The sequence below is a fragment of the Enterococcus sp. C76 genome (genome assembly GCF_040886985.1).
Taxonomy (GTDB): domain Bacteria; phylum Bacillota; class Bacilli; order Lactobacillales; family Enterococcaceae; genus Enterococcus_B; species Enterococcus_B lactis.
Genome location: NZ_JBFOEY010000003.1, coordinates 146,845 through 167,713, shown reverse-complemented (window position 1 = coordinate 167,713; position 20,869 = coordinate 146,845). Strand labels below are relative to the sequence as shown.

24 protein-coding genes are annotated in these 20,869 nt (G+C 38.4%); 2 read left to right on the top strand and 22 right to left on the bottom strand.

Annotation, left to right across the window (positions count from 1 at the left end; genetic code table 11):
* Positions 1-443: 443 nt before the first annotated feature.
* The 10 genes from AB3I00_RS05525 to AB3I00_RS05480 all read right to left on the bottom strand — a co-directional run bounded on the left by AB3I00_RS05525 (position 444) and on the right by AB3I00_RS05480 (position 7,765).
* The gene (locus tag AB3I00_RS05525) at positions 444-1,145 is read right to left on the bottom strand and encodes a deoxynucleoside kinase (RefSeq protein ID WP_002293604.1); all 702 of its coding nucleotides are present in this window, start codon (positions 1,143-1,145) and stop codon (positions 444-446) included.
* A gap of 15 nt (positions 1,146-1,160) precedes the next feature.
* On the bottom strand, positions 1,161-1,601 hold the full coding sequence (locus tag AB3I00_RS05520; protein WP_002308312.1) for a nucleoside 2-deoxyribosyltransferase: 441 nt from the start codon (positions 1,599-1,601) through the stop codon (positions 1,161-1,163).
* Positions 1,601-2,176: a TIGR00730 family Rossman fold protein gene (locus AB3I00_RS05515; protein ID WP_002293608.1), complete on the bottom strand. Its 576-nt coding sequence runs from the start codon at positions 2,174-2,176 to the stop codon at positions 1,601-1,603. Before AB3I00_RS05515 ends, AB3I00_RS05520 begins: the two co-directional genes overlap by 1 nt.
* Positions 2,177-2,586: 410 nt before the next feature.
* Positions 2,587-3,093, bottom strand: coding sequence for a D-lyxose/D-mannose family sugar isomerase (locus AB3I00_RS05510; RefSeq protein WP_002308311.1), 507 nt, complete (start codon positions 3,091-3,093; stop codon positions 2,587-2,589).
* A gap of 10 nt (positions 3,094-3,103) precedes the next feature.
* On the bottom strand, positions 3,104-4,201 hold the full coding sequence (locus AB3I00_RS05505) for a PTS fructose transporter subunit IIC (RefSeq protein ID WP_024634943.1): 1,098 nt from the start codon (positions 4,199-4,201) through the stop codon (positions 3,104-3,106).
* A gap of 1 nt (position 4,202) precedes the next feature.
* The gene (locus AB3I00_RS05500) at positions 4,203-4,529 is read right to left on the bottom strand and encodes a PTS fructose transporter subunit IIB (RefSeq protein ID WP_002312117.1); all 327 of its coding nucleotides are present in this window, start codon (positions 4,527-4,529) and stop codon (positions 4,203-4,205) included.
* Between the two features lie 13 nt (positions 4,530-4,542).
* Positions 4,543-5,412, bottom strand: a complete 870-nt coding sequence (locus tag AB3I00_RS05495) for a ketose-bisphosphate aldolase (RefSeq protein ID WP_368024883.1) — start codon at positions 5,410-5,412, stop codon at positions 4,543-4,545.
* Between the two features lie 15 nt (positions 5,413-5,427).
* Positions 5,428-5,877: a PTS sugar transporter subunit IIA gene (locus tag AB3I00_RS05490; RefSeq protein WP_024634941.1), complete on the bottom strand. Its 450-nt coding sequence runs from the start codon at positions 5,875-5,877 to the stop codon at positions 5,428-5,430.
* Between the two features lie 93 nt (positions 5,878-5,970).
* Entirely contained in the window at positions 5,971-6,123 is a 153-nt protein-coding gene (locus tag AB3I00_RS05485; RefSeq protein WP_080263436.1) for a CAT RNA binding domain-containing protein, read from the bottom strand.
* Between the two features lie 796 nt (positions 6,124-6,919).
* Positions 6,920-7,765, bottom strand: coding sequence for an acyltransferase domain-containing protein (locus tag AB3I00_RS05480; RefSeq protein ID WP_368024881.1), 846 nt, complete (start codon positions 7,763-7,765; stop codon positions 6,920-6,922).
* Positions 7,766-8,208: 443 nt separating this feature from the next.
* On the opposite strand from AB3I00_RS05480, the gene AB3I00_RS05475 reads away from it, so the two are divergent.
* Complete coding sequence (locus tag AB3I00_RS05475; RefSeq protein ID WP_368024879.1) at positions 8,209-8,949, top strand: hypothetical protein; 741 nt, start codon at positions 8,209-8,211, stop codon at positions 8,947-8,949.
* 300 nt (positions 8,950-9,249) lie between these two features.
* Here AB3I00_RS05475 and AB3I00_RS05470 read toward each other — a convergent pair whose 3' ends face one another.
* The 4 genes from AB3I00_RS05470 to AB3I00_RS05455 all read right to left on the bottom strand — a co-directional run bounded on the left by AB3I00_RS05470 (position 9,250) and on the right by AB3I00_RS05455 (position 11,057).
* Entirely contained in the window at positions 9,250-10,212 is a 963-nt protein-coding gene (locus AB3I00_RS05470) for a zinc-binding dehydrogenase (protein WP_368024963.1), read from the bottom strand.
* Positions 10,213-10,481: 269 nt separating this feature from the next.
* Positions 10,482-10,643, bottom strand: coding sequence for a type II toxin-antitoxin system RelE/ParE family toxin (locus AB3I00_RS05465; RefSeq protein WP_202765045.1), 162 nt, complete (start codon positions 10,641-10,643; stop codon positions 10,482-10,484).
* A gap of 86 nt (positions 10,644-10,729) precedes the next feature.
* On the bottom strand, positions 10,730-10,861 hold the full coding sequence (locus AB3I00_RS05460) for a hypothetical protein (protein ID WP_260319876.1): 132 nt from the start codon (positions 10,859-10,861) through the stop codon (positions 10,730-10,732).
* A gap of 16 nt (positions 10,862-10,877) precedes the next feature.
* Entirely contained in the window at positions 10,878-11,057 is a 180-nt protein-coding gene (locus tag AB3I00_RS05455; RefSeq protein ID WP_002312114.1) for a hypothetical protein, read from the bottom strand.
* A 314-nt stretch (positions 11,058-11,371) separates the two neighbouring features.
* Here AB3I00_RS05455 and AB3I00_RS05450 point away from each other — a divergent pair, with 314 nt between their 5' ends.
* Positions 11,372-11,821, top strand: a complete 450-nt coding sequence (locus AB3I00_RS05450; protein ID WP_070770425.1) for a helix-turn-helix transcriptional regulator — start codon at positions 11,372-11,374, stop codon at positions 11,819-11,821.
* A 55-nt stretch (positions 11,822-11,876) separates the two neighbouring features.
* Here the strand turns inward: AB3I00_RS05450 and AB3I00_RS05445 are convergent, their stop codons facing one another.
* The 8 genes from AB3I00_RS05445 to AB3I00_RS05410 form a co-directional block, all read right to left on the bottom strand.
* A complete protein-coding gene (locus AB3I00_RS05445; RefSeq protein WP_368024877.1) occupies positions 11,877-12,890 on the bottom strand; it encodes a sugar kinase in 1,014 nt (337 codons plus the stop codon).
* A gap of 10 nt (positions 12,891-12,900) precedes the next feature.
* Positions 12,901-13,641, bottom strand: a complete 741-nt coding sequence (locus AB3I00_RS05440) for a KDGP aldolase family protein (RefSeq protein ID WP_002323613.1) — start codon at positions 13,639-13,641, stop codon at positions 12,901-12,903.
* Between the two features lie 13 nt (positions 13,642-13,654).
* Positions 13,655-14,752: a DgaE family pyridoxal phosphate-dependent ammonia lyase gene (locus AB3I00_RS05435; protein ID WP_104764127.1), complete on the bottom strand. Its 1,098-nt coding sequence runs from the start codon at positions 14,750-14,752 to the stop codon at positions 13,655-13,657.
* On the bottom strand, positions 14,736-15,848 hold the full coding sequence (locus AB3I00_RS05430) for an amidohydrolase/deacetylase family metallohydrolase (protein ID WP_368024875.1): 1,113 nt from the start codon (positions 15,846-15,848) through the stop codon (positions 14,736-14,738). The genes AB3I00_RS05435 and AB3I00_RS05430 overlap by 17 nt, the downstream gene beginning before the upstream one ends.
* Before the next feature lie 8 nt (positions 15,849-15,856).
* Positions 15,857-16,945 (bottom strand): DUF871 domain-containing protein, encoded by a 1,089-nt coding sequence (locus AB3I00_RS05425; RefSeq protein WP_368024873.1) that lies wholly within the window; start codon positions 16,943-16,945, stop codon positions 15,857-15,859.
* A 25-nt stretch (positions 16,946-16,970) separates the two neighbouring features.
* Positions 16,971-18,311, bottom strand: a complete 1,341-nt coding sequence (locus AB3I00_RS05420) for a PTS sugar transporter subunit IIC (RefSeq protein ID WP_002308290.1) — start codon at positions 18,309-18,311, stop codon at positions 16,971-16,973.
* 295 nt (positions 18,312-18,606) lie between these two features.
* Positions 18,607-19,308, bottom strand: a complete 702-nt coding sequence (locus tag AB3I00_RS05415; protein WP_104764129.1) for a GntR family transcriptional regulator — start codon at positions 19,306-19,308, stop codon at positions 18,607-18,609.
* A gap of 107 nt (positions 19,309-19,415) precedes the next feature.
* Positions 19,416-20,858: a glycoside hydrolase family 1 protein gene (locus AB3I00_RS05410; RefSeq protein ID WP_104764130.1), complete on the bottom strand. Its 1,443-nt coding sequence runs from the start codon at positions 20,856-20,858 to the stop codon at positions 19,416-19,418.
* Positions 20,859-20,869 lie beyond the last annotated feature (11 nt).

The following is a 20,869-nucleotide window of genomic DNA, read 5'->3' as shown; positions in this document are numbered from 1 at the left end:
AAGCAAGATGACTGTAAAGGAGACGAAATGGATGATCGATAGTCCTGATTATTGTACATGTAATAACAACAAAAATATCCATACAGAATTTAATGATCAAGGAAGTTTGAGTATATGCGATAATTGCCACAAACTAGTCAAAGATTCTTTTAAATCGTTTGAATCTTATCCTGTCAAAAATTATGTAAAAAGCAAAAGAAAATAAGCAAAATCAAGCAAAACTCACTATGGCTGATTTTTATGAACTTCAAACTCAGCTTCTTCCTTTGATCAAGCTTCAAAAACTGGAATCAGTAAAACAAACAGTGGATCATTTCAGTTCACAAATCAAAGAGTAACGTTTTATTTATTTCACATCTTTGAATATAAAATAACCAAACGATAGAAAGATTTATTCTACATCACGTAGTAATTTTTCTTTCCCGTCGTTTGGTTTTTTATTTTTAGCCTAATTCTTGACCTTTCGCATGCTGATTATCTGTAAAATATTTTCCAGCAGGCTTTCCTTCCAATTCAGCTAATTTTTCTTGGATCTGACGAATCACCTTTTTTGCATCTTCTGGATTTTCTACAAAATCGAATGTATCCCCATCCACTTGTATTTTAGGACATACATCGAAATCTTCATACCATTGATTATAGCGGGTGTTCAATGTTTCGTAATAGGTGTATAACGTTTCATCGCTTTCTAGCTGTTCATAGTCACGCCCGCGTTTTTTGATACGTTCTAGCATCGTGTCCAAAGAAACTTTGATATGGACCATCAAATCAGGCCGTTTTTTTGGAGCAACATCATCTAACTCGTTTAGCATCGTATCTAATAAGCTATCGTACTGCTGTACTTCGATATCCGTTACCCGACCTAAATCAGCATTTAGATGGAACAACAGACTATCTTCGTAGATGGAGCGGTCTAGCACATTGTCATCGTTCACTAAAGCATTTTTCATTGCTAAAAATCGCTTATTCAAAAAGAAGATTTGCAATAAAAATGCGTACTGCTCAGGATTTGAATAAAAAAGCGGCAATACTTCGTTATCTTCGACATTTTCATAAAATGGTTTAGAATCAATCTCTTTTGCAAGCATATCCGTCAAACTGCTCTTACCTGCACCAATCGTTCCTGAAATCAAAATCACTGACATACAACCCTTCCTCTTCTATAAGTACTCGCCTACGTAAGTTTCAACAGGCAATTTTTCAAAATCATATTCGCGTACAGCTTGGTCTGATTTTAAATACGTGTGAAGACTTTGTGTAATCATCAAGTTCGTAGGTACCGTCTCTTCTTGTACGATGATCATCGGTTTTTTCAACATAGTTGCCACACCTAATTCGTAAGCCGTTCCTGGATCGATTGTTTGATGCTCAAAGTCAAGGATAGCCACAACAAATTCTGCATTTGTCAACTCTTCCATATCTTTTTCGTATACTTCTTGCGCCCAACCAGCACTGAATAGTTCATAATTGCTTTCTTGGTGATGACGTGGAGAGTAGAAACTTGTAACTGTTTTGTTTTCCTCCAACGCTTTTTCGATACGACTTACTCGATCGATTTGCTCCTCTGAAAAAAATGGTCCTGCTAAATATATTTGACTCATTATTTTGCCTCCTTCAATAATAGCTGATTTTTAATAGATACTGCTCGTAATTCATTGACCAGTTCCAATGGATTGTTGGAAAAGATCACTTGATCCAACCATTTTTTATCCATAAAATCCTCTTTTGCAAAAGTTTCTAATAATTGTTGCAAGCCGCTGTAATAACCGCCAATATTCAATATTCCGATTGGCTTATCAGGTGTCAGGCCGATCGCTATCCAAGAAAGAAGTTGCGAAAATTCCTCCAATGTACCTAGACCTCCAGGGAAAACGAGGACAGCATCTCCTTTTTCAAATAATAATACCTTTCTTTCATCGATCGTCTCTGTAGGAATAAATGTAGTAACATCTTTCCCTGGCAGCTCAGTTTCAAAAAGGCCATTTGGATAGATACCTGTGACTTTTCCGTTATTTTCCAGTACTGTTTTACTAATCACTCCCATAATCCCGGAGTATGAACCACCGTAAACCAGTTCGATTTCTTCTTGTGCCATATATTTTCCTAACGTTTGCGCAATAAATTTGTAACTTTCTTTATTGCCAAAACGGGAACCGCAAAAAACAGTAAGTTTCATAAAAAAACACTCCCTAACTCAAAAGTCTATCTTCATTCTACACGTGTTTTTTTAAAATAAAAGACTAGATTTTGTAGTTTTTTAGTGGTATATAGATCAAACACCACTATATATAGTATTTACAAAAAAAGAATTTTTCAGCTATTTTACAGTAACCAAAAAAATAAATAACTAGTAAATATGAAATTGAAACGACTTACTTATAGAAGAAATTGGGATTTCGTCCTGTATGTCAATAACACGCATTATTTAAATCGTCACACACTTATTTCTCCTATTAATGAAAAATCCATTTTATTCTCGTGTTATGTTTCACCAACGCCTGATGTTTCTCTAAATAAAAAAGCCGACGAACCAAATGATCGAAATTTGATCATTTTGGTTCATCAGCTTGTTCCCAAACCTTTGTATTAACGATAAATAGCTGGATTCGTAAAACTATCACTTGGATCATCACTGCTGGAAGAAAATTCGGTGATAACCGCGCCTGTTGCACCTGCCTGGAACCAGTGTTTGATATTTGGTTCGATCGTGTACTGATCTCCAGCGTGAAGTATGATTTCTTTTTTTGCCGTATAGTAACGTTCTTGCCCCTTTGGAATAATACAGGAAAGTTTTTTTGTTTCTTTTCCTTCGACATAAAGATATACTAAGCCTTTTCGACAACGAAAGGTTTCCTTTTTTCCTTCATTTTCATCTCGAGGTGGGTGCCGATGCTCTGGACAAGTTTGATAAGGCAATAATACCAGTTCTTTCCCGCAGTATCGCTCATTATTTTCATAAACAAATAAATTCAATCCTTCAGTCTCGATTGCTCCTAATCCAAAATCTGTATATTCTATTCTTTCTAATTCTGTTTCTTTCAATACTACTCCTGAATCTAGGAACATTTGTTGTACTCTTTTCTTGTAATCCATTCTGTTCCTCCTAACTGATTGTCAAGTCATCCCAAGATATCTCTTCTTCCTCTTTTTCTTCTTGGATGACTTCTGCATTTGGGTCAACTGGTTTTTTCAAAAATAAAATAGTTATTCCCGTAGCAAAAGAACCAGCTAATAAAGCGCCAATGAATGACCATGGTCTGGTCATCGTAGCGACTGCAAACATTCCTGATGCTGGGATACGGCTATCTGCTCCCCATAGCATGCTCAATCCACCGCCGACTGCCCCACCAACTCCTGTTGCTATGACATTACGTGCCAAGTCATTCAATACGATAGGAAAGCACCCCTCAGTGATTTGACAAATCCCCATAGGAAAAGCTGTCTTCAATGTATCGATTTCTTGACGATTGAATATATTTTTACGAATGATTTTCCCTAAGAAATAAGCAATCGTCAAGCCGAATGGGGTGACCATTGAAGCTAAGATCAATACAGTGATTGGTTCATAGATTCCTTCTGAAAACAAAGCAAACACAAACGCAAATACGACTTTATTGATAGCTCCGCCGTAATCGATTGATGACAATACCCCAATTACTGCTCCGTATAAAAATAACGAAGAAGTATCCAAATCACTTAAATAACCTGTAAGCATCTCTGTAAGCCAATTGATGGGTGTTCCTATTACATAGTACATGATCAACCCGCCGATGAAAGAACTGAGGAATGGCAGAACCAGAGTTGGCATTAGACCATCCATCCATTTAGGTACTTTGATTCCTGCCGTTAATCCAATAACGACTAATCCAGATAAATATCCGCCAACCATCCCACCTAAAAAACCCGCTCCGATCCCACTAGCAGTCATCCCGACAATCAAACCAGGTGCAATACCAGGCTTATCTGCCATTGAATAAGCTATCGCACAGGAAACGATCATCGGTAATAAACCTAAACCATATCCACCCATCGTTGTCATCGTATCTGCAAAAGAAAAACCATCTGTGAAGGATTCGATCGTTGTACCATCCAACATATTTCCAATAGCCAGCAAGAATCCAGAAGCAACGACGATAGGTAAAAAGAAAGAGATCGCCGTCATCAAATGTTTTTTGAAGCCGATTGATTTCAATTTCTCCATCTTATACTCCTTTCGTTCGTCCATCCAACATCTCTTCTAATTTTTCAATCAGTTTTCTCGGAGATTTGACAACTAGACTAGTTGGTACTTCGACTATTTTTTTTCCAAGAAACCGCTCTTTCCCATTCACCTTGATATCTGCAGCGATAAGCACAACATCTGCATCCGCGATGCACGTTTGACTCAGTAGATCTTGTGTCCCAGCAAGCCCCTGTGTCTCGATCCAGATCTCATGACCAAGACTCTCCGCTGCTTGAAGCAATTTTTCTTTTGCGATATACGTGTGTGCAATTCCCGCAGTACAAGCTGCGATCCCTACGATCTTCATTTTGCACTCCCCCTCACATATAATATTTTGCTTTATTGTCTGCTTTGAATAAATGAATTTTATCTAAGGCAACTTGTTTAACAGCTTCCATACAAGGCGGAAACAGCACATTCGGTTCACGGATCTCTAAATCTCCCGAGTTCAAGATATCTCGGAGTTTTTCTGCGAATACTATTTTGATATCACTGGAAATATTGATTTTGTTTATTCCTAATTCAACTGCCTGACGTATCTCCTCATCTGAGTTGCTCGATCCTCCATGGAGGACTAAAGGAACAGTGGTCAATGATCGTATCGTTTCCAAAATATCGAGTCGCAGCTTAGGTTTGAGTTCCTTAGGATAGATTCCATGAGCTGTTCCAATAGCGATCGCCAAGCTATCGATCCCTGTCTCCTCAATGAATGCTTGTGCTGTTGACGGATCTGTATAAATAATCTCGCTGACACCCCCTTCTATGGTATTACCTGTGTCGCCAATCGTTCCCAGTTCGGCCTCTACAGAAATACCAACAGCGTGAGCAGCTTCTACTACTTTTTTAGATAACATAACATTTGTTTCGTATGATAGGTGAGATGCATCGATCATGACCGAAGTAAAACCTAGGCGGATGGCATGAATAATTTGGTTAAAGTCAGCACCATGATCTAAATGGATACATATAGGGATATCTGTCTGCTGAGCTGCATATTTTACTTGGGCGACGAAACTATCTGTCAAAAATTTCAGTTCTTCTGGATGGATCGCAATCATGACAGGAGCTTGTGCTTCTTCGCAAGCTTCTATCACTGCATTCAATAATTGTCCAGAACCTGCATTGAAGGCAGGTACGGCAAAGCCTTTCTCATTTGCTACAGCTAGTATTTCTTTTCCTGTTACTAACATACGTTATCGTTCCTCCTAGTCATTTTGTGTCAATAATGTATACAATTCTTCGATTGAAGCAGCTTTTTTCAGTTCTTTGATAAACCTCTCTCTTGCCAAAAGTACAGCAATTTTTTGCAAAAGCTGAAGATGTCCTTTATTTTTATCTCCTTCTTGTACAGCAAATAAAATCACAATCTCTACAGGTCGTTCATCTAATGTTTCCCATGGGATCGGATCAGCTAAAGTAGCAGCCGCGATTACTGTCTGTCTGACGCTTGTTGACTTACCATGAGGGATAGCGATTCCTTGTCCGATTCCTGTTGCTCCTTCTGCTTCTCTTTGATAGACATCCTCTAAGAAACTTTCTGTATCGGATATTACGCCTTTATCCGTCATAAGTTGGGTTAATTCTTTTAAGATTTGACGTTTCGTTCGTGCACTCGAATGAATGATCAGCAACTCTTCATAAATGACTTGAGTCAATTCCAGTGATATTTCCTCCCTTCAAAAAACAGGCTTGACGCATTCCGCTTCAGCGAAATGGGTCAAGCCTGTCGAACAGTGACTCCCCGAATTTTAGATTTTTTGATAGACACTTTCCACCTCTCTTTCATTGATTGAATCCCCGATCTTTCGTTTGAATCCGATTCCTTTTTTGATCAACACCCACTCTCCTTCCTTTGATTTCGCAATGATAGCATTGTGATTCAAAACAGCGACCACTTGCATCGGTTGCTCCTCTCCTTTCAGTGATAGAAAACAGCCAAATAAAATCTGCTTTCATAATATGATACGCAAAGGCTGGTTCCTTTGACGAAAAAAGCATCTTTTTACACTGACCGTATCTGCTGACTGCATCTCTATTAAAAGTATTGAAAATCTTCGAATAGAGCAGATTTATCTTCAGGTGTATGTTCAGATAAAAAAGGTATTGAACACAATGTCCAATACCTTTTGCTCAGCAAATAAAACGCATACAATTTGTTAAATTTTCTCCTCTAAAGGGTAGATTTCTCCTTTTAGATTCGATACAATAAACAAGGTTGATGTATTTACATTGACTATGGCAAACTTGGACGGTCACGTGTGATGACTTTTCAAGGCCTCTGTTTCTAGCTGCCACTAGAAGCAGAGGTGCCTTTTTTTATTTGGCTGTTTCTATCTGCCATTTATGATACTGATAGCGCCAACAGTAGTCAAGAAAAAACGAAAAAACACGAAAATGTGTACTGTTTTTCGGTCAGGTTTTTGTAAAAGCAACATTTCTTATTCTTTTATGCCCCATTTGCGAAATACACTTTTTTCGAGTGCCCCTTCTCTTCTTCTTTCTTCTAATAGTTTCAAGATGTGAGGTGAGGCGTTTGATTCATTTAATGGTGGAATAGCTTATCGTAGCTTCAATGAATTAAAAGCTTCCTTTAATCACTAGACTTCTATGAATGAGTAGATTTCCCTCATCCATAGAAGCCTAATTTTTTGGTTAATGCAGTTATTTATATGTTTAAAATATTTTGAAGTGTTAAAGTTATAGGGAAAGAATACCTAAAGCGGAGCCAATGTGTGCACCTGCAAGTAACTGTTGTTTCGCTTGTCGTTGTAAACTCGTTTTTTCTGGATAGTCTTGTACATGAGCATCTACTCGTCCAAAGATCCATGGAACTCCGCTATCATCTTGTTCGTCCACTGACAAAAGGCGATAATCAGCTGCAAAAAGTCGGATTTTTGAATCTTGTTTCAACCATTTAGTAAGATTTGGCGACAGTAACCAAGTATCTGTGTACATCACTTGGTAATGATAATCAGGAAAATACAATTCAAAAAAACGAATGGCGCTTTCGTAACTATCTCTTATCTTATTGCGGGATAAATCTGCATCGGAAGGAATATGAAGAGAAAGACACTGCTTCCCCTCTAATTTTAGCTCTTTGTGCCCCTTTGGAAAATATGTCCTTTCGTATTCCAATTCACCAATCCGAAAGATCAATCCGCTAGTGTAACGCCAAATCCAAAAACCACGGTCAAAGCGATACTTTCCTGTTACTTGAAAATGTTCATGAATAAATCTAGTAAAAGCATTCATTGTTGCCAAATAGACAGTTCTTGGAATCTTCAATGGTTGATAAATTTTTAACCAACTTTGAGAAGCTGCATATAGATAAATTGTTAATGCTACAAACGGCTCTTCTCCATAAACTTCGTCTATTTTTTTGGCAGCTGCTTTTGCTTTATTAGCATCCAGTAATTCACGACTATATTGTTCAAGCACTTCATTAGAAATACTTTCTAATTCCATCATCATTTGTTCTATCACGGCTTCTGGGAAATCTAAGTCACCCGCTAGATTCTTGATTTTATACACTATTTCCTCCATCAAAATTTTTTCTTCATTCCCCTCTTCTTAAGTGTGTGGCTCAAATAATCAATCATCGTTTTTCGAATCTTTGATCATCTTCTTTATTGTACATCATTTGCAAGATCAGATGCCGTCACTACTTTGATTCGCCCAGCATCACGTTGTTCTTTTACATAATCACAAAGTGCCAAATAAATATATATCAAAAACAACCACTTTATGTAAAAAAAATAATACTTATGCTAAATAATTTGATTTCCATACTAAGTAAAAGAATAACTTTGCTGTATCATATGGTTATAAAAAAATTCTATTCAGATTAGCTTTTAATTTTCATCTAATTCTCTCCAAACCAGAGAGATTTCTTAACCAAATATCCTTTTCCACTTTATTATACAGGTGTACAATAAATAAAAAGAAAAACGTTATTTTATTTTCTTAGATAATTGGAGGCTAATTTCATGAAAAAAAGGATATTCATTTTACTCCCTCTCGTACTTCTGTTTGTTGGTTGTGAACAAAAAAACACTCGTCAGTCAACACCTCATTCGACTGTTATTGAAAACACTACTTCTCGTGAAGCAACAACTGACAGTAAAACGAATAACGAATCAAGCGCTACTGTCAAAAGCAGGAGCGAATCAGTTTCTCAAACCACTAGTTCTTCCATCGTTCCATCAACTACTTCGTCGTCAACTGTACCGTCAACAAATAGTAGTGAGACTTATGCTTCTGTCAGTGAATCGACAAGTCCACAAGTTAGTAATTCAACTGATTTGTTAAGTAATTATTCTGATCTAGAAATAGAATACACTAGAGTTTGGCTAGCTGTGATGGGCACACAATATAAACAATGGTTAGCTGATTCAAGTACTGGTTTTGAACTGCATGTTTCTAAGTCTCCAGCAGGAACACCAATTGACCCTTATGACCCAGGAAGTGTCGCTTTTCCAGCTGAAACAGTCACACTTAGTGGAAATATAACTTTCCAAGGTTTAGTAGTTTATTCTAGCAATCATAACGGTACAATAACTCAATATCCTGTTCCTTCTCACTGGCAACATGATGAAACTTCTGACCATCCTGAGCTAGTCAAAGAAAAGACTCAAAAAATACTAGATGAAGCTTCTACAGTCAGTATCCCTACCAACACTCCTGAAGATATCAAACAGCTTATTGATGTTATGGTAATCGACAATTGAACGAGGAGAACAAAAAACATTCATTTAACAAGTTGGCTTTTTTCGATTGAGACAGGAAGTCTACAAAAAGGCGTACCATCCTTATATGGATTCAGAAACCTTCTGTTAAGAGATAGATGCATCTAGTACTATCAAACTAACAGATCATTAAACTGTCATATACTAAGAACTATTACATGAATGCAACAACGTATTGAAGATTAAACAAAAACATACTAAGATTAGAGGGGAACATCATTGACGAATGATGTTCCCCTCTAATCTTAGTATGTTTCCTGCCAATTATAAGTATTTTCATTTTTATTTCTCTTTTGTCTTCAACAATACTTTTCCGATGTTTTTTCCCGATTCAAGATATTCGTGGGCTGTTTTTCCATCCTTTAACGAAAAAATTGTCGGTTCATGGATCACTATCTTGTTATTTATAAGATAAGAAAAGAGACGTTGACTCCTTTTTTCTCTTTCCTCAAAAGAAGAAAGATAATCCCAAAGGTCTCCTGTAAGGATACTTTTCGAATGAGCAAGCATATCTACTAGATCAATAGCTGGCGGATTGCCTCCTGCCATTCCGAAAAAGATTACTTTTCCCCTGTTATGCAATAATTCAATACTGCTTTCCAATGTTTTGCCAACTCCATCAAATACTGTGTCGAAGCGATTGTTGTTAGCTGCTTGCCAATCGGTCTCTCTTGAGGAAAATACTTCTTCTACTCCTAAAGAAAGTGCTATTTCTTGCTTTTCCTTTGTAGAAGCTGAGCCAAATACTCTGACGCCGTCTGCAATCAGAATTTGAGAAAGAAGCTGTCCGACACCACCACTGATACCAGTAATAAATACTTGATTCCCTGGTGCATTGTTTCCAAGATCATGAGCCAAAAAATCGGCCGTTAATCCTTGTAACCCAATTGTGGCTGCTTCTTTCATTCCAATCCTGTCGGGGAGAAATATTAACTTTTCAACAGGAACTGCTACAAATTCAGCATTTGCAAAAGGAACGTCTACAAAGAGAACTTTCTTGTCAACCAACGCTTTCAGTTCTGATGAACTAGCATCTACAATTGTTCCTGCACCTTCATATCCGTTGATATATGGTGAGTGTTTCTCGATATGATAAGTGCCTCTTCTACGATAGATATCTGCAAAATTTAATCCAATATACTCGGTTTGTACCAATACCTCTTGTTCACCTAACTTCGGTTTTGGAAGCTCTCCATACCTTAACACTTCACTTGAACCAAAAGTTGAAAAATATAATGCTTTCAAAAAAATACGCCAGCTTTCTTTTTCATTACACATACTAAACATACCAATGTACTTGCTTTACTATCAGCAAAAGTTCTTTCAAATCATAACACAGGAAAAAGGTATAGTGAAACATAAAAATCTAGTGATTCTTTAACTGTCCCTTTTCTTTTTGGATGGAAAAAAACTGGGACAGAATGATGTTCATCCTGACCCAGATTTGATTTTACTCAACTCATCGGTTTCTATTAACCAAAAGCTTTTTTATCTATGCACACTTCGTCTATTTTTCATACATTTCTTTTATCATGATCGATTTTACAAATCATTCGATAACGCCACTTACCATCATAAATATCTAGCAACTGTTTTCCGAATGCCTTGGGATTTTCGCAGTCTTCTAGATTTTTAAATAGCCAGTTCAAGATGTTTTTTGCAACGAATTTATCCATTTTTCGATTTGCTTCTCAAATTTTTTCGTGGTCTCTACATGATACCTTATATTACTTTTCGATACCCATTTCTTTCATCCATTCACCTAATGGCGAGAAACAGGATCGTTCAAATATTCTTTGTAAGCAATGTCTCCTACATGAGTATCATACGCATTTTCTAGAGAATCTAATGTTTTTGATTTCAATAAATCAGATAAACTTTTTCCTTCGTTCATTCACTTAAATAGCTTATTATTTTGATGTTTGCTTTTTTTCCAAACAACTCATGCGTTTTTCAAGAATCTCCATTTCTTTTTTCTGAGTAGATATCACTAAACTATTGGAAACAACTGCAATACTTAACAGTAAAATAGCTAGAATCAATCCGTTTTCAATAAAGATTATATGAAAAGCTGTGCGAATCCATTCCATTATATTCCTACTTTCAACGTTTTTTTCGTTAGTTGCGGCCGTACATGTCGTTATCAAATTCGTTCATCTCAATAGTTTGTCTATCGCTTGTTTCTGCTGAATTTTGTATCGTGAAAGCAGAGACACTTGGACTGAATGATACACCCAGCATACTTATACTAGTAAGAGTTAAAATTATTTTTTTCATTCTATTCACCTCATTCTTTTGATAATTCTATTTTGCCTATTTTGTTCTTGACTGAATAGATAAAATCTTTTTACAATGAGTTAAACGAATGTAAAAGCGCTTTTACATAATGAGAGGAAGAGTATTTATGAGGGATCTTTTTCCAAAAAAATTAAAACAACTACGAAAAGAACATGGACATACGCAAGAAGAATTAGCAAAAAAGCTCGCGATTACTAGACAGACAGTCTCAAATTGGGAAAATGGCCGCTCGTTTCCAGATCACGAAAATGTTTATCGCTTAGCTAAATTATATGGTCAAACACTCTCTATATTTCTTCCTGATCTCCCTGAAGCTCCCATGGAAGCAGAGGAAATATCTTCGGAAAGAATACAATTGATTCGATTTTTCATCTGTTTACTCGTTGTTCTGTCTTTCCTGATCCCTTTTGTTTCTGTGATTGCTCTATTTCTTTTCAACATGTGGAAAAAATACATTCATTCGCATTTTCTTCGCCTGTGTTATCCTTTCATGTACTTTTTAGCTTTATGTAATTGTCTTGGTGTACTCCTTTTATTTTACTTTCAGCTACTTTAGCAAAAACAAGGCTAGGACAACAAACAATCCTAACCTGTTTTATCCCTGAATCTTTTTACCGGATCAAGTCTGTTTCAGGATCATTCAGCAGACGTTCGACTTGTTCTCTTGTCGTTAACGGAACATCTCCTTGGATCGAATGAGCTAATCGAGCATTTCCTAAGGCAAAATAAACGGTCTTCTGTAAGGACCACTTCTCAGAGAAACCGAGTAAGATCCCTGCAGCAAATGCATCCCCTGCCCCGATTCGATCGAGTACATCCAAGGGATAAACAGTTGTTTTCTCTGCTTCTTGTTGTGTGATCAAATAACCACTTAACTGTTTTCTTCCATCTACACTTTCTCGCCTTGTCCCAGCAAACCATTGGATATCGTAGTGATTCATAAAGGACTGGATATAAGAAACAGGATCATGTTCGTTTTCTACATCGGCTGTTTCCTCCCACTGCACTAGCTCTGTCAGATCTCTGACTGAGCCAAACAAGATGTCACAATAAGGTAACATTGTATGATAACGCTTCTTCATCTGCTCTTTTTTTCCATTTTCTTGATTCAAACTAGGACGATAATTGAAATCAAAACAAACTTTTTTCCCTGCTTTATGTGCTTGTTCTGCTAATTGGATAGCCGTTTCAGCTGTCTCATCGGACAAACTTAAACTGATTCCGCAGATATGGATCAAGTCGATCTCATCAATAAACGCTACGCAGTCATAATCCTCCATCACAGATAAACCGAATGAGCTATGTTTTCGATTTTGATAAGTGACTTCTGTCGGGCGGACACCATACCCCATTTCCGCAAAATAAGTGCCGATGTGTTGATATTGATGGATCACATACTTCGTCTGGATACCTAGGCCGTTCAAATTAGTGAGTGCTGCTTTTCCTAGCCGATTGTCTGGCAGAGCCGTCAGTAAATAACTTTCAACGCCAAAATGGGCAAGATTCCCTACCAGATTTACGCCAGTCCCTGTATAAGCCATGCGTAAGGTATGGGTTTGTTCCAGCATCAAATGTTCAGGAGGAGTGAGTCGCAGCATGACTTCCCCAAATGCACCGATTTTCATTCTTCTCACCTTATTCCACGATTTTTTTCATCAATTGCAACAGTTGACGTACCTCTTCTGGGCGTGTATTCCCTGTATCCTTGTCGATAATTGCACTATATACATGAGGGATGACCTTTTTCACTCCTGCGTCTATTGCGATCCGTACGATTTCTTCCACATTATCAAGGTCGATCCCACCAGTTGGCTCTAAATAAAAATCATTGGCAGCACAAGCTTCTGCTAGTGCTTTATATTCTTTGATATGGACAAGTCCCTTCATAGGAAAATATTTGATCGAGCTGCCGCCCATATCTTTCAATAATCGAATAGCTGTTTCAAGTGTCACGACTCCTGCAGGTCCTTGTGAACTTAAAGGACCAGTCGCGATATTTACGTACCCTTCTTTACCCGTGGGAGAAACCAAACCGTTGATGACCGTTTCTGTCTGTTTCAATACTGCTCTGGAAGCTCCTACTCCTGTAAATACTTGATTGACATGCTGAGGCTGCAATACTTCGGCTAAACGAGTGACCATCTGGCTCTGGTTTGGGTCTCCCGCGCCTAGACCGATGGACAAGGCGTTATTTGTTGCTTGCTGGTATTTTTTCATTTCTGCAATAGCTGTTTCGTCGTCAGAAAAGTTCTTTGAAAGTACACCTAAAACGATATGGCCTTCTGCTGCCTCATAGCATTCTTTTGCGTTTTCTACAGAATTTGCTAACACATTTAGACAGATCTTATCTTTTAAATAATTGGGACTTAATCTCATTCCTTTTTCTCTCCTAGTTCTTCAAGATTTCTTTTAAACGATCGATGATTTTTGCCATCTCCTGTTGACTGACAGAACGGATATCGAATTCGATGATGCCGTTGTTTGCCTGGTATTCTCTTGTATAGATGGCAGGATTTTTTTCTTTCAATGCTTTAATCACTTGTTTAGCTGATTGATCTCCTGAAACTTTCACACTTGCTCGATAGATTGCTCGACCTGCGCTATCTTGAACGATCTTAGCTTCTAAATGATTGATCTGATTAAGTTGTTCGATGAATGGCTGTAGTCTTTCTTTCATTGCAGAGCCAGACTCACTGCCTTTGTTCAAATAGTCTTCCACTGCCTGGACAAAACCAAGGATATTTTCCTTTCCGATTTTCATGGAACGTCCAATTCCTTTTGATTGCATCCGGACCCATGAAACATACGTTTTTTTCCCAATCACCATTCCGGCACTTGGTCCTTCGATTGCTTTTGCCCCTGAATAAATAACCAAATCAGCGCCCATTTGCACATATTTTTTCAGATCTTCTTCTGCCGCGGCATCAACGATCAACGGAATCTGGTGCTTTTTGGCAATCTGTGCTGCCTCTGACACGTCAAGCATACTTTTTTGTACCGCGTGATGGCTTTTTATATAGAGAATCCCTGCTGTTTCTTCTGTGATCATCATTTCGATTTGTTCCGGCGTACACATATTGGCGTAACCTGCTTCGACTACCTGACCGCCTCCTTGCTGTACCATGATTTCCACAGCCGTTCCGTAATCTACATTGTGTCCTTTCGGCAAAATGATTTGTCGTTTTTTGATGGATTCTGCATAAGGGTGATAAAGGGGATACAGTTCTCCTTTGCCTATAACAGCAGCTACCGATTGAGCGATTCCTGCAGAGGCGGATGAAACGATCTGGACATCTTCTACTTCTAGCAAATCAGCTAAATATTTTCCTGTTTGAATGCTTAATTCTTCCATCTCAAAAAAATGCTGACCGCCAAAACGTTGCGCATCAATAACTGTCTCTGAAAGGGTCGAGACGCCTAGAATCGTCATTCTTCCTGAAGCATTGATGACTTTCTTCAACTGAAATTTCTCATGATTCGCATGCATAACTTTTTCCTCCGATGATTGTTTGTACTGGTTTGATTTGCTGATTTGACTGTCTTTTCTCTCCATTGGAATCGATTAGTTCCTTGGGTTGATTGATCAATTCAAAAACAGTAAAATCAGCGTCAAAGCCTTCTCTGACTTGTCCCTTTGTCTTCAAATGGAAATTCTGTGCAGGAACTTCCGTCACCTTTTCGATGATTTCTTCCCACGTATATCCGACAAGCTTCAATTTTTCCATCGTTGTAGCTAAGTCATAGACTGGACCGTTTTTGCGATTACGAATATAGATATCTGTACTGATCGTATCTGCTTTTATCCCTTGGTGATAGGCCGTTTCCGCAACTTGGAAATTAAAACTATCCGTCCCGTGTCCGATATCGAAGATGATTCCTCGTTTTTTTGCTTCTACAGCTATTTGTTTGATTGTTTTCGTTTCTTGATCCAAGATGCCGTTTGTTTTCCCATTGAAACAATGAGTCATGATATCTCCTGATTCCAGTAAAGAGAGGATATCCGGCAATTCCGGCGGAGCAGAACCGATATGGACCATCAAAGGAAGCTGATGGTTTTCTTTTTGTATCCTTTTTGCCAGTTCTAGTGGAGTGATGCCGTTTTGACCAACTACGCTCTTGCTCATCCGTGCTTTGATTCCAATAATGAAATCTGGCAGTTCCTTGATTTTTTGCTTTACCATATCAGCTTGAATCTTGTTTAGATCTGCTAGTTCATCTTGTGCAACGATTCCCCATTTTGAGATATTCAAAAGCGCATAGACATTTGTTTTTGCCTGTTTGGCATGTTCATAAAAATCAGCAATGTTTTCTGCCCCAGTTGTCCCTGCATCTATGACTGTTGTCACACCTTTATTCACACCGATCTGATCTGGATAATCATAATACAAAGTCATTTCCTCAAAACAATGAACATGATCGTCGATCCAACCAGCCGACAAATATTGCTGAGGGGTCAAGCTGATTTCCTGACGAGCTTTTTGTGTGATGAGAGGGGCGATTTCGCAGATCTTTCCTTTTTCTATCCCGATATCGAAGATCTTCCCGTTAAGCTCTCTTGCATTTTTAATGACTAAATCATACATAATCATTCCTACTTTTCTATAAATTTGAATTTAGACCATGGATGAATGAACGGTAGCAAGATCAATTCTTCTGGAGTAATATGTCCTACTTTATTCTTTCGCGGATCACTGTGTGGCTCCAATACGATCTGCAGTTCGTTTTTATATTTGCCAAAGCGGTCATTCCCAACGACAACATCTCCTACGACAAATTCAAACTCAGTATCATGTACTTTGTTTTCGTCTTTTTGGTATTTTTTTCGAACTTCCGTTGATCGGATCACTTGGTCTGTGATGTCCCCTCGACGAACATGTTGCTCTTCCAATACGATTTGCCGTTCCACCTCATTTACATTTGCAACAAATTCAATTCTAAAAACAGTCTGGTAACGATCCAAATGCCCTAATGACTTCATTTCTTCTTCACTTGCGTATGCGTTTCCAATAATTATATCATCAATTAGGTTTGTGGCAAACAAATGCTTGGCCGCTGTTTCGACAGAAAGATGGCGATGCATTTCTAAAGTAGGCAGTCCATCATTGATATCCCATGGTCCGATTGTACCTGATTGTGAGGTAATGAAGGCTGCCGTTCGAATACCGTTTTTTTTGAATCGTTCGCTACTTGACTGAAAAAAATGATACGGCAAAGCCGTTCCTTCTTGCGGGTAAAAATTATGACAGCCATATAGAAAAGATGTATTTGCCTGATGCGTCAAGATATTTTCTAGATAAGCGACATCATTACTCATATTCAACTCGATGGCCAAGTGATAAGGATTAAAAGTCAAAAGTGCTTCTTTTCGCCCATCAAATCCTAAGTCCAAACGAATGCCATCTGCGCCTAATCTATGGAAAAAACCTAAATCATCATAAGAAATATTCAATTGTTCAAAGATAGCAGGCGAAACATCTACTATCGTTTCAAATCCCCTCTCTTTTGCAAAAAAGATTAATTGCTGAAATTTTTTCTGAACAACTTCTGGATCTTCCGTGACCTCAAGCATACTCATAAAAATTCTGCTGAATCCATACTGATGGGCTGTTTCGATATACTCACGATCTTTTTGAGGATCACTGTGGTCTGGGTAAAGGGAAATGCCTAATGAACGTTTCATGGTTTGTTCTCTTCTTTCTTTTCAATTATAGTCGTTCTTCGGTGACACCATCTGTCAGAGTGAGATCTGCTTGCTCTTTCGCTTGCTCCTCTGCTTCTCTAGCCAATTGCTGTTTTTCAAATACTTTGAAGAATGGGTAATAAATAGCCAAAGTAATCAAAAAATTACCAATAACCAATAATCCTGCTGCAACGCTCCAGTTCGTGCTCATCCAAGCAGCAATCGGCGCAGGCATCGCAAACGGCAGACGCGCAACCATCATTGGCACGACACCGCTGACAGTGAGAACATAAGAAAGAGTGGTCGTCACAAGAGGGGCAAGAATAAATGGAATCCCCAAAACTGGGTTCATCACTACTGGTGCACCGAAGATCATCGGTTCATTGATATTGAACAAACCCGGTAAAATGGACAAACGTCCTAAGCTTTTTAAATACTTGGATTTAGAAAACATGAATAAGACAACCAACGCAAGAGTGGTTCCTGCTCCGCCGATCCAAACGAACCATTGTAGAAATTGTTCAGTAAAAATATTTGGCATGGCGTGAGCACTTGTCCCTGCATTAAATGCATCGATATTTTCAGCAATCGAAATATCCCAAAACGGACGAATAACCGGACCCATGATTGCCGGACCATGGATTCCTAACACCCAGAAGAAACAAATCAGAAAGACAGTCAAGAGACCGCCAAACAAGCTGTTACCCGCTAATACACCTTTCAAAGGCATAAGTAGTTGACTCAAGAATCCATTTAAATCGAATCCAAGCATATGGCGGATGATCCAAAAGAAAATCAAGATGACTGCTCCTGGTATCAATGCAACGAAAGAGTTTGTTACTTCTGGCGGCACACCATCTGGCATTCGGATAGTTATTTTTTTCTCGATAAAAAACCGGTAGATCTCTACTGAAATAATTGCCGTCACGATCGCCCCAAACAATGAGCCCGATCCTAGATTAGCGATGTTGATGTAACGTCCGGCTGTGATTTCTCCTACATCTTCTAAAATGCGTGTAGGAGGAGCTGCCACGATCAGAAAAGACATTAATGCCAAGATACCTGCCGTCAATGAATCAAGCCGATAGCTTTTCGCTAAAGAAGAAGCAATCCCGAATGTTGCATAAAGAGCAAGGATACCAACTGTATAGCGAAAAGGAATATCTAATATCTCACGGTAAGGTTCAATGACTGCCGCAACTGATTCAATCGGGATATTCAGTAAAATCGTAAAAAATGAGCCTACGATCGTCAATGGCATAGTGGCAATGATTCCTTTTCTGATGGCAGTCATATGTCGCTGAGTACCGATACGATTGGCTACGGGCATGATTTTTTGTTCGATAATTCCTATAAATTTATCCATTTTCCTTCTCCTTTTATAACATTACAATGTTTACAATTGAATAATAACATACTTTACTATAATTTGTAAACGCTTTTCAAAAGATGCATTCCTCCTTTGTTCTTTTGGTTTTACAAAGAAAAGGAGGTGCAACAAAAGTCGTGTCACACCCCTTTATTCAGAATATATGGTCATCTAGAGTCAGCCTTGTATCTACGGTAATAAGTCCGACCAATTCAAAAACATGAGGAACTATTTTTCCGTTTTTTTCTCTAATACTCAGGTCAAACCGCTGATTTCACAACCTCTTTTTTATTTATGTTTCGTAATCAATATGGTAAGGATGCAGATCCGTATGATAGATTGCTTCTGAATATTCAATCATTTTCCCTATTTGCGTAGACGATTGCCGTATCCGTTTGATGCCAATCTGTGCGTCTGTTTTCAGAATTTCTTGTTCTTCTTCTGTTAAAAATACTGCAGAGAAATCATCAGAAAATGAGTCAATGGTATACCCTTTTTTTGTCAGCAGACGATACAAAGATTCTTTGTCAAATTCTTCTCTGCTGAATTGCATCATTTCTTGTGGAAGATAGTGGACAAAATAAATATAAGGCTGATTGTTCAAATAATATAAGCGCTTAAAACAAACAGCTTGCTCACCGAAAAAGGAAAACAAAGGATCTTCCTTCTTTATATGGACCAATTGCAAATCTAGCGTTTCTTTCTGAACTTCATATTGGGAGTTCTTCAAGATCTGCGTAAAACTTGCCGCTTTGGATAATCGATTGTAGGGACGATTGCTTAGAACCGTCGTCCCACGACCACTTTTCTTTTCGACATATTCATCTGATGCCAGCAGCTCGATTGCCTTTCGGACAGTGATTTTGCTGACTTGAAACAGTTCTTCTAATTCACTTTCTGTCGGCAGCATCGAACCGACTGGATACTTTCCTGAGAAAATATCTTCTTTGATTTTATCTGCGACTTCCAAGTATAGTACACGTGTCCTTTTCATAACGTCACCCTTTGCTTTACTATTACTAAAAGAATAGCACATAAAAAATAAAAAAAGAACACAAATCACATGCGAGAAGTGTGTTCTTTTTCATTCCACTGTTTTAATTATAGATTTTCGCCATTTGAGGCAATTACTTCTTTATACCAATCAAAAGATTTTTTCTTCGACCGGTTCAATGTCCCGTTTCCTTCATCGTCTAGATCCACATAGATAAAGCCGTAACGTTTACTCATTTCTCCTGTCGATGCACTGACTAGATCGATACATCCCCAGGGGGTATAGCCCATCAAATCTACACCATCTGCAACTGCTTGGGACATTGCTTCGATATGACGACGTAGGTAATCGATCCGATAGTCATCAATGATCGAGCCATCCTCTTCCACATGATCAATAGCACCAAGACCGTTTTCAACAATGAATAATGGTTTCTGGTAACGATTGTATAATTCATTCAATGCGATTCTCAACCCTTCTGGATCGATCTGCCAGCCCCATTCACTCGCCTCAAGAAACGGATTTTTTACGCCGCCTAGCAAGTTTCCTTCTGAAGTTGCGGCTTGCGGGTCAGTCTCATTGATTGCCGTAGACATATAGTAACTAAATCCGATGTAGTCAACTGGATATTCTTTTAGCAACTGGAGATCTTCTTCTGTTTGCTCTAATTTTTCCGAATCGACTCCATATTTTTTATAGGTACGGGCTGTGTACGCAGGGTATTCTCCGCGTACTTGAACATCCGTGCAGAAAAAATTGAATTCTTGATTTTGGATCATGGTTGCTGCCTGATTGACTGGATTGGCATCGATGCTATAAGTCGTTGCATAAATAATCATGCAGCCGATTTGGATATCCGAACGCAATTCGTGACCGATTTTTACAGCTTTGCTACTTGCCACGAACTGATTATGCCATGCTTGGAAAATATTTTGGTACTCTCCTGCTCCGTTGCTTTTTACTAATCCTTGACTTAAAGCTGGAAAATGAAAGGCCGAGTTGATTTCATTGAAAGTCATCCAGTATTTGACTTTACTGCTGTATCTCTTTAATACTGTCTGAGCAAATCGTTCATAGAAGTCAATCAGTTTTCGATTTTTCCAGCCACCATATTCTTTTGCCAAATGAAGAGGCATTTCATAATGAGAAATCGTGATCACAGGTTCAATATCGTATTTTAAGCACTCATCAATCAGCTGATCGTAAAATTCTAATCCCGCTTCATTCGGCGTGCTTTCGTCTCCGTTTGGAAAAATCCGTGTCCAGGCAATTGAAAAACGATAACATTTGAACCCCATTTCCGCAAATAAAGCAAGATCTTCTTTGAAACGATCGTAATGATCGATTCCGCGATGATTCGGGTAATTATATTTTTCTTGATCGATCGTCCAGTCAAATTCTTTACGACCGATGATTGCAAAACGCTGCTTACCTCCAGGCATAGCATCTGCAACGGATAACCCTTTTCCGTCTCGATCATAAGCTCCTTCTAATTGATTGGCAGCGGTTGCGCCACCCCATAAAAATTTTTCTGAAAAACGTGATTGCATCCTGATTTCCT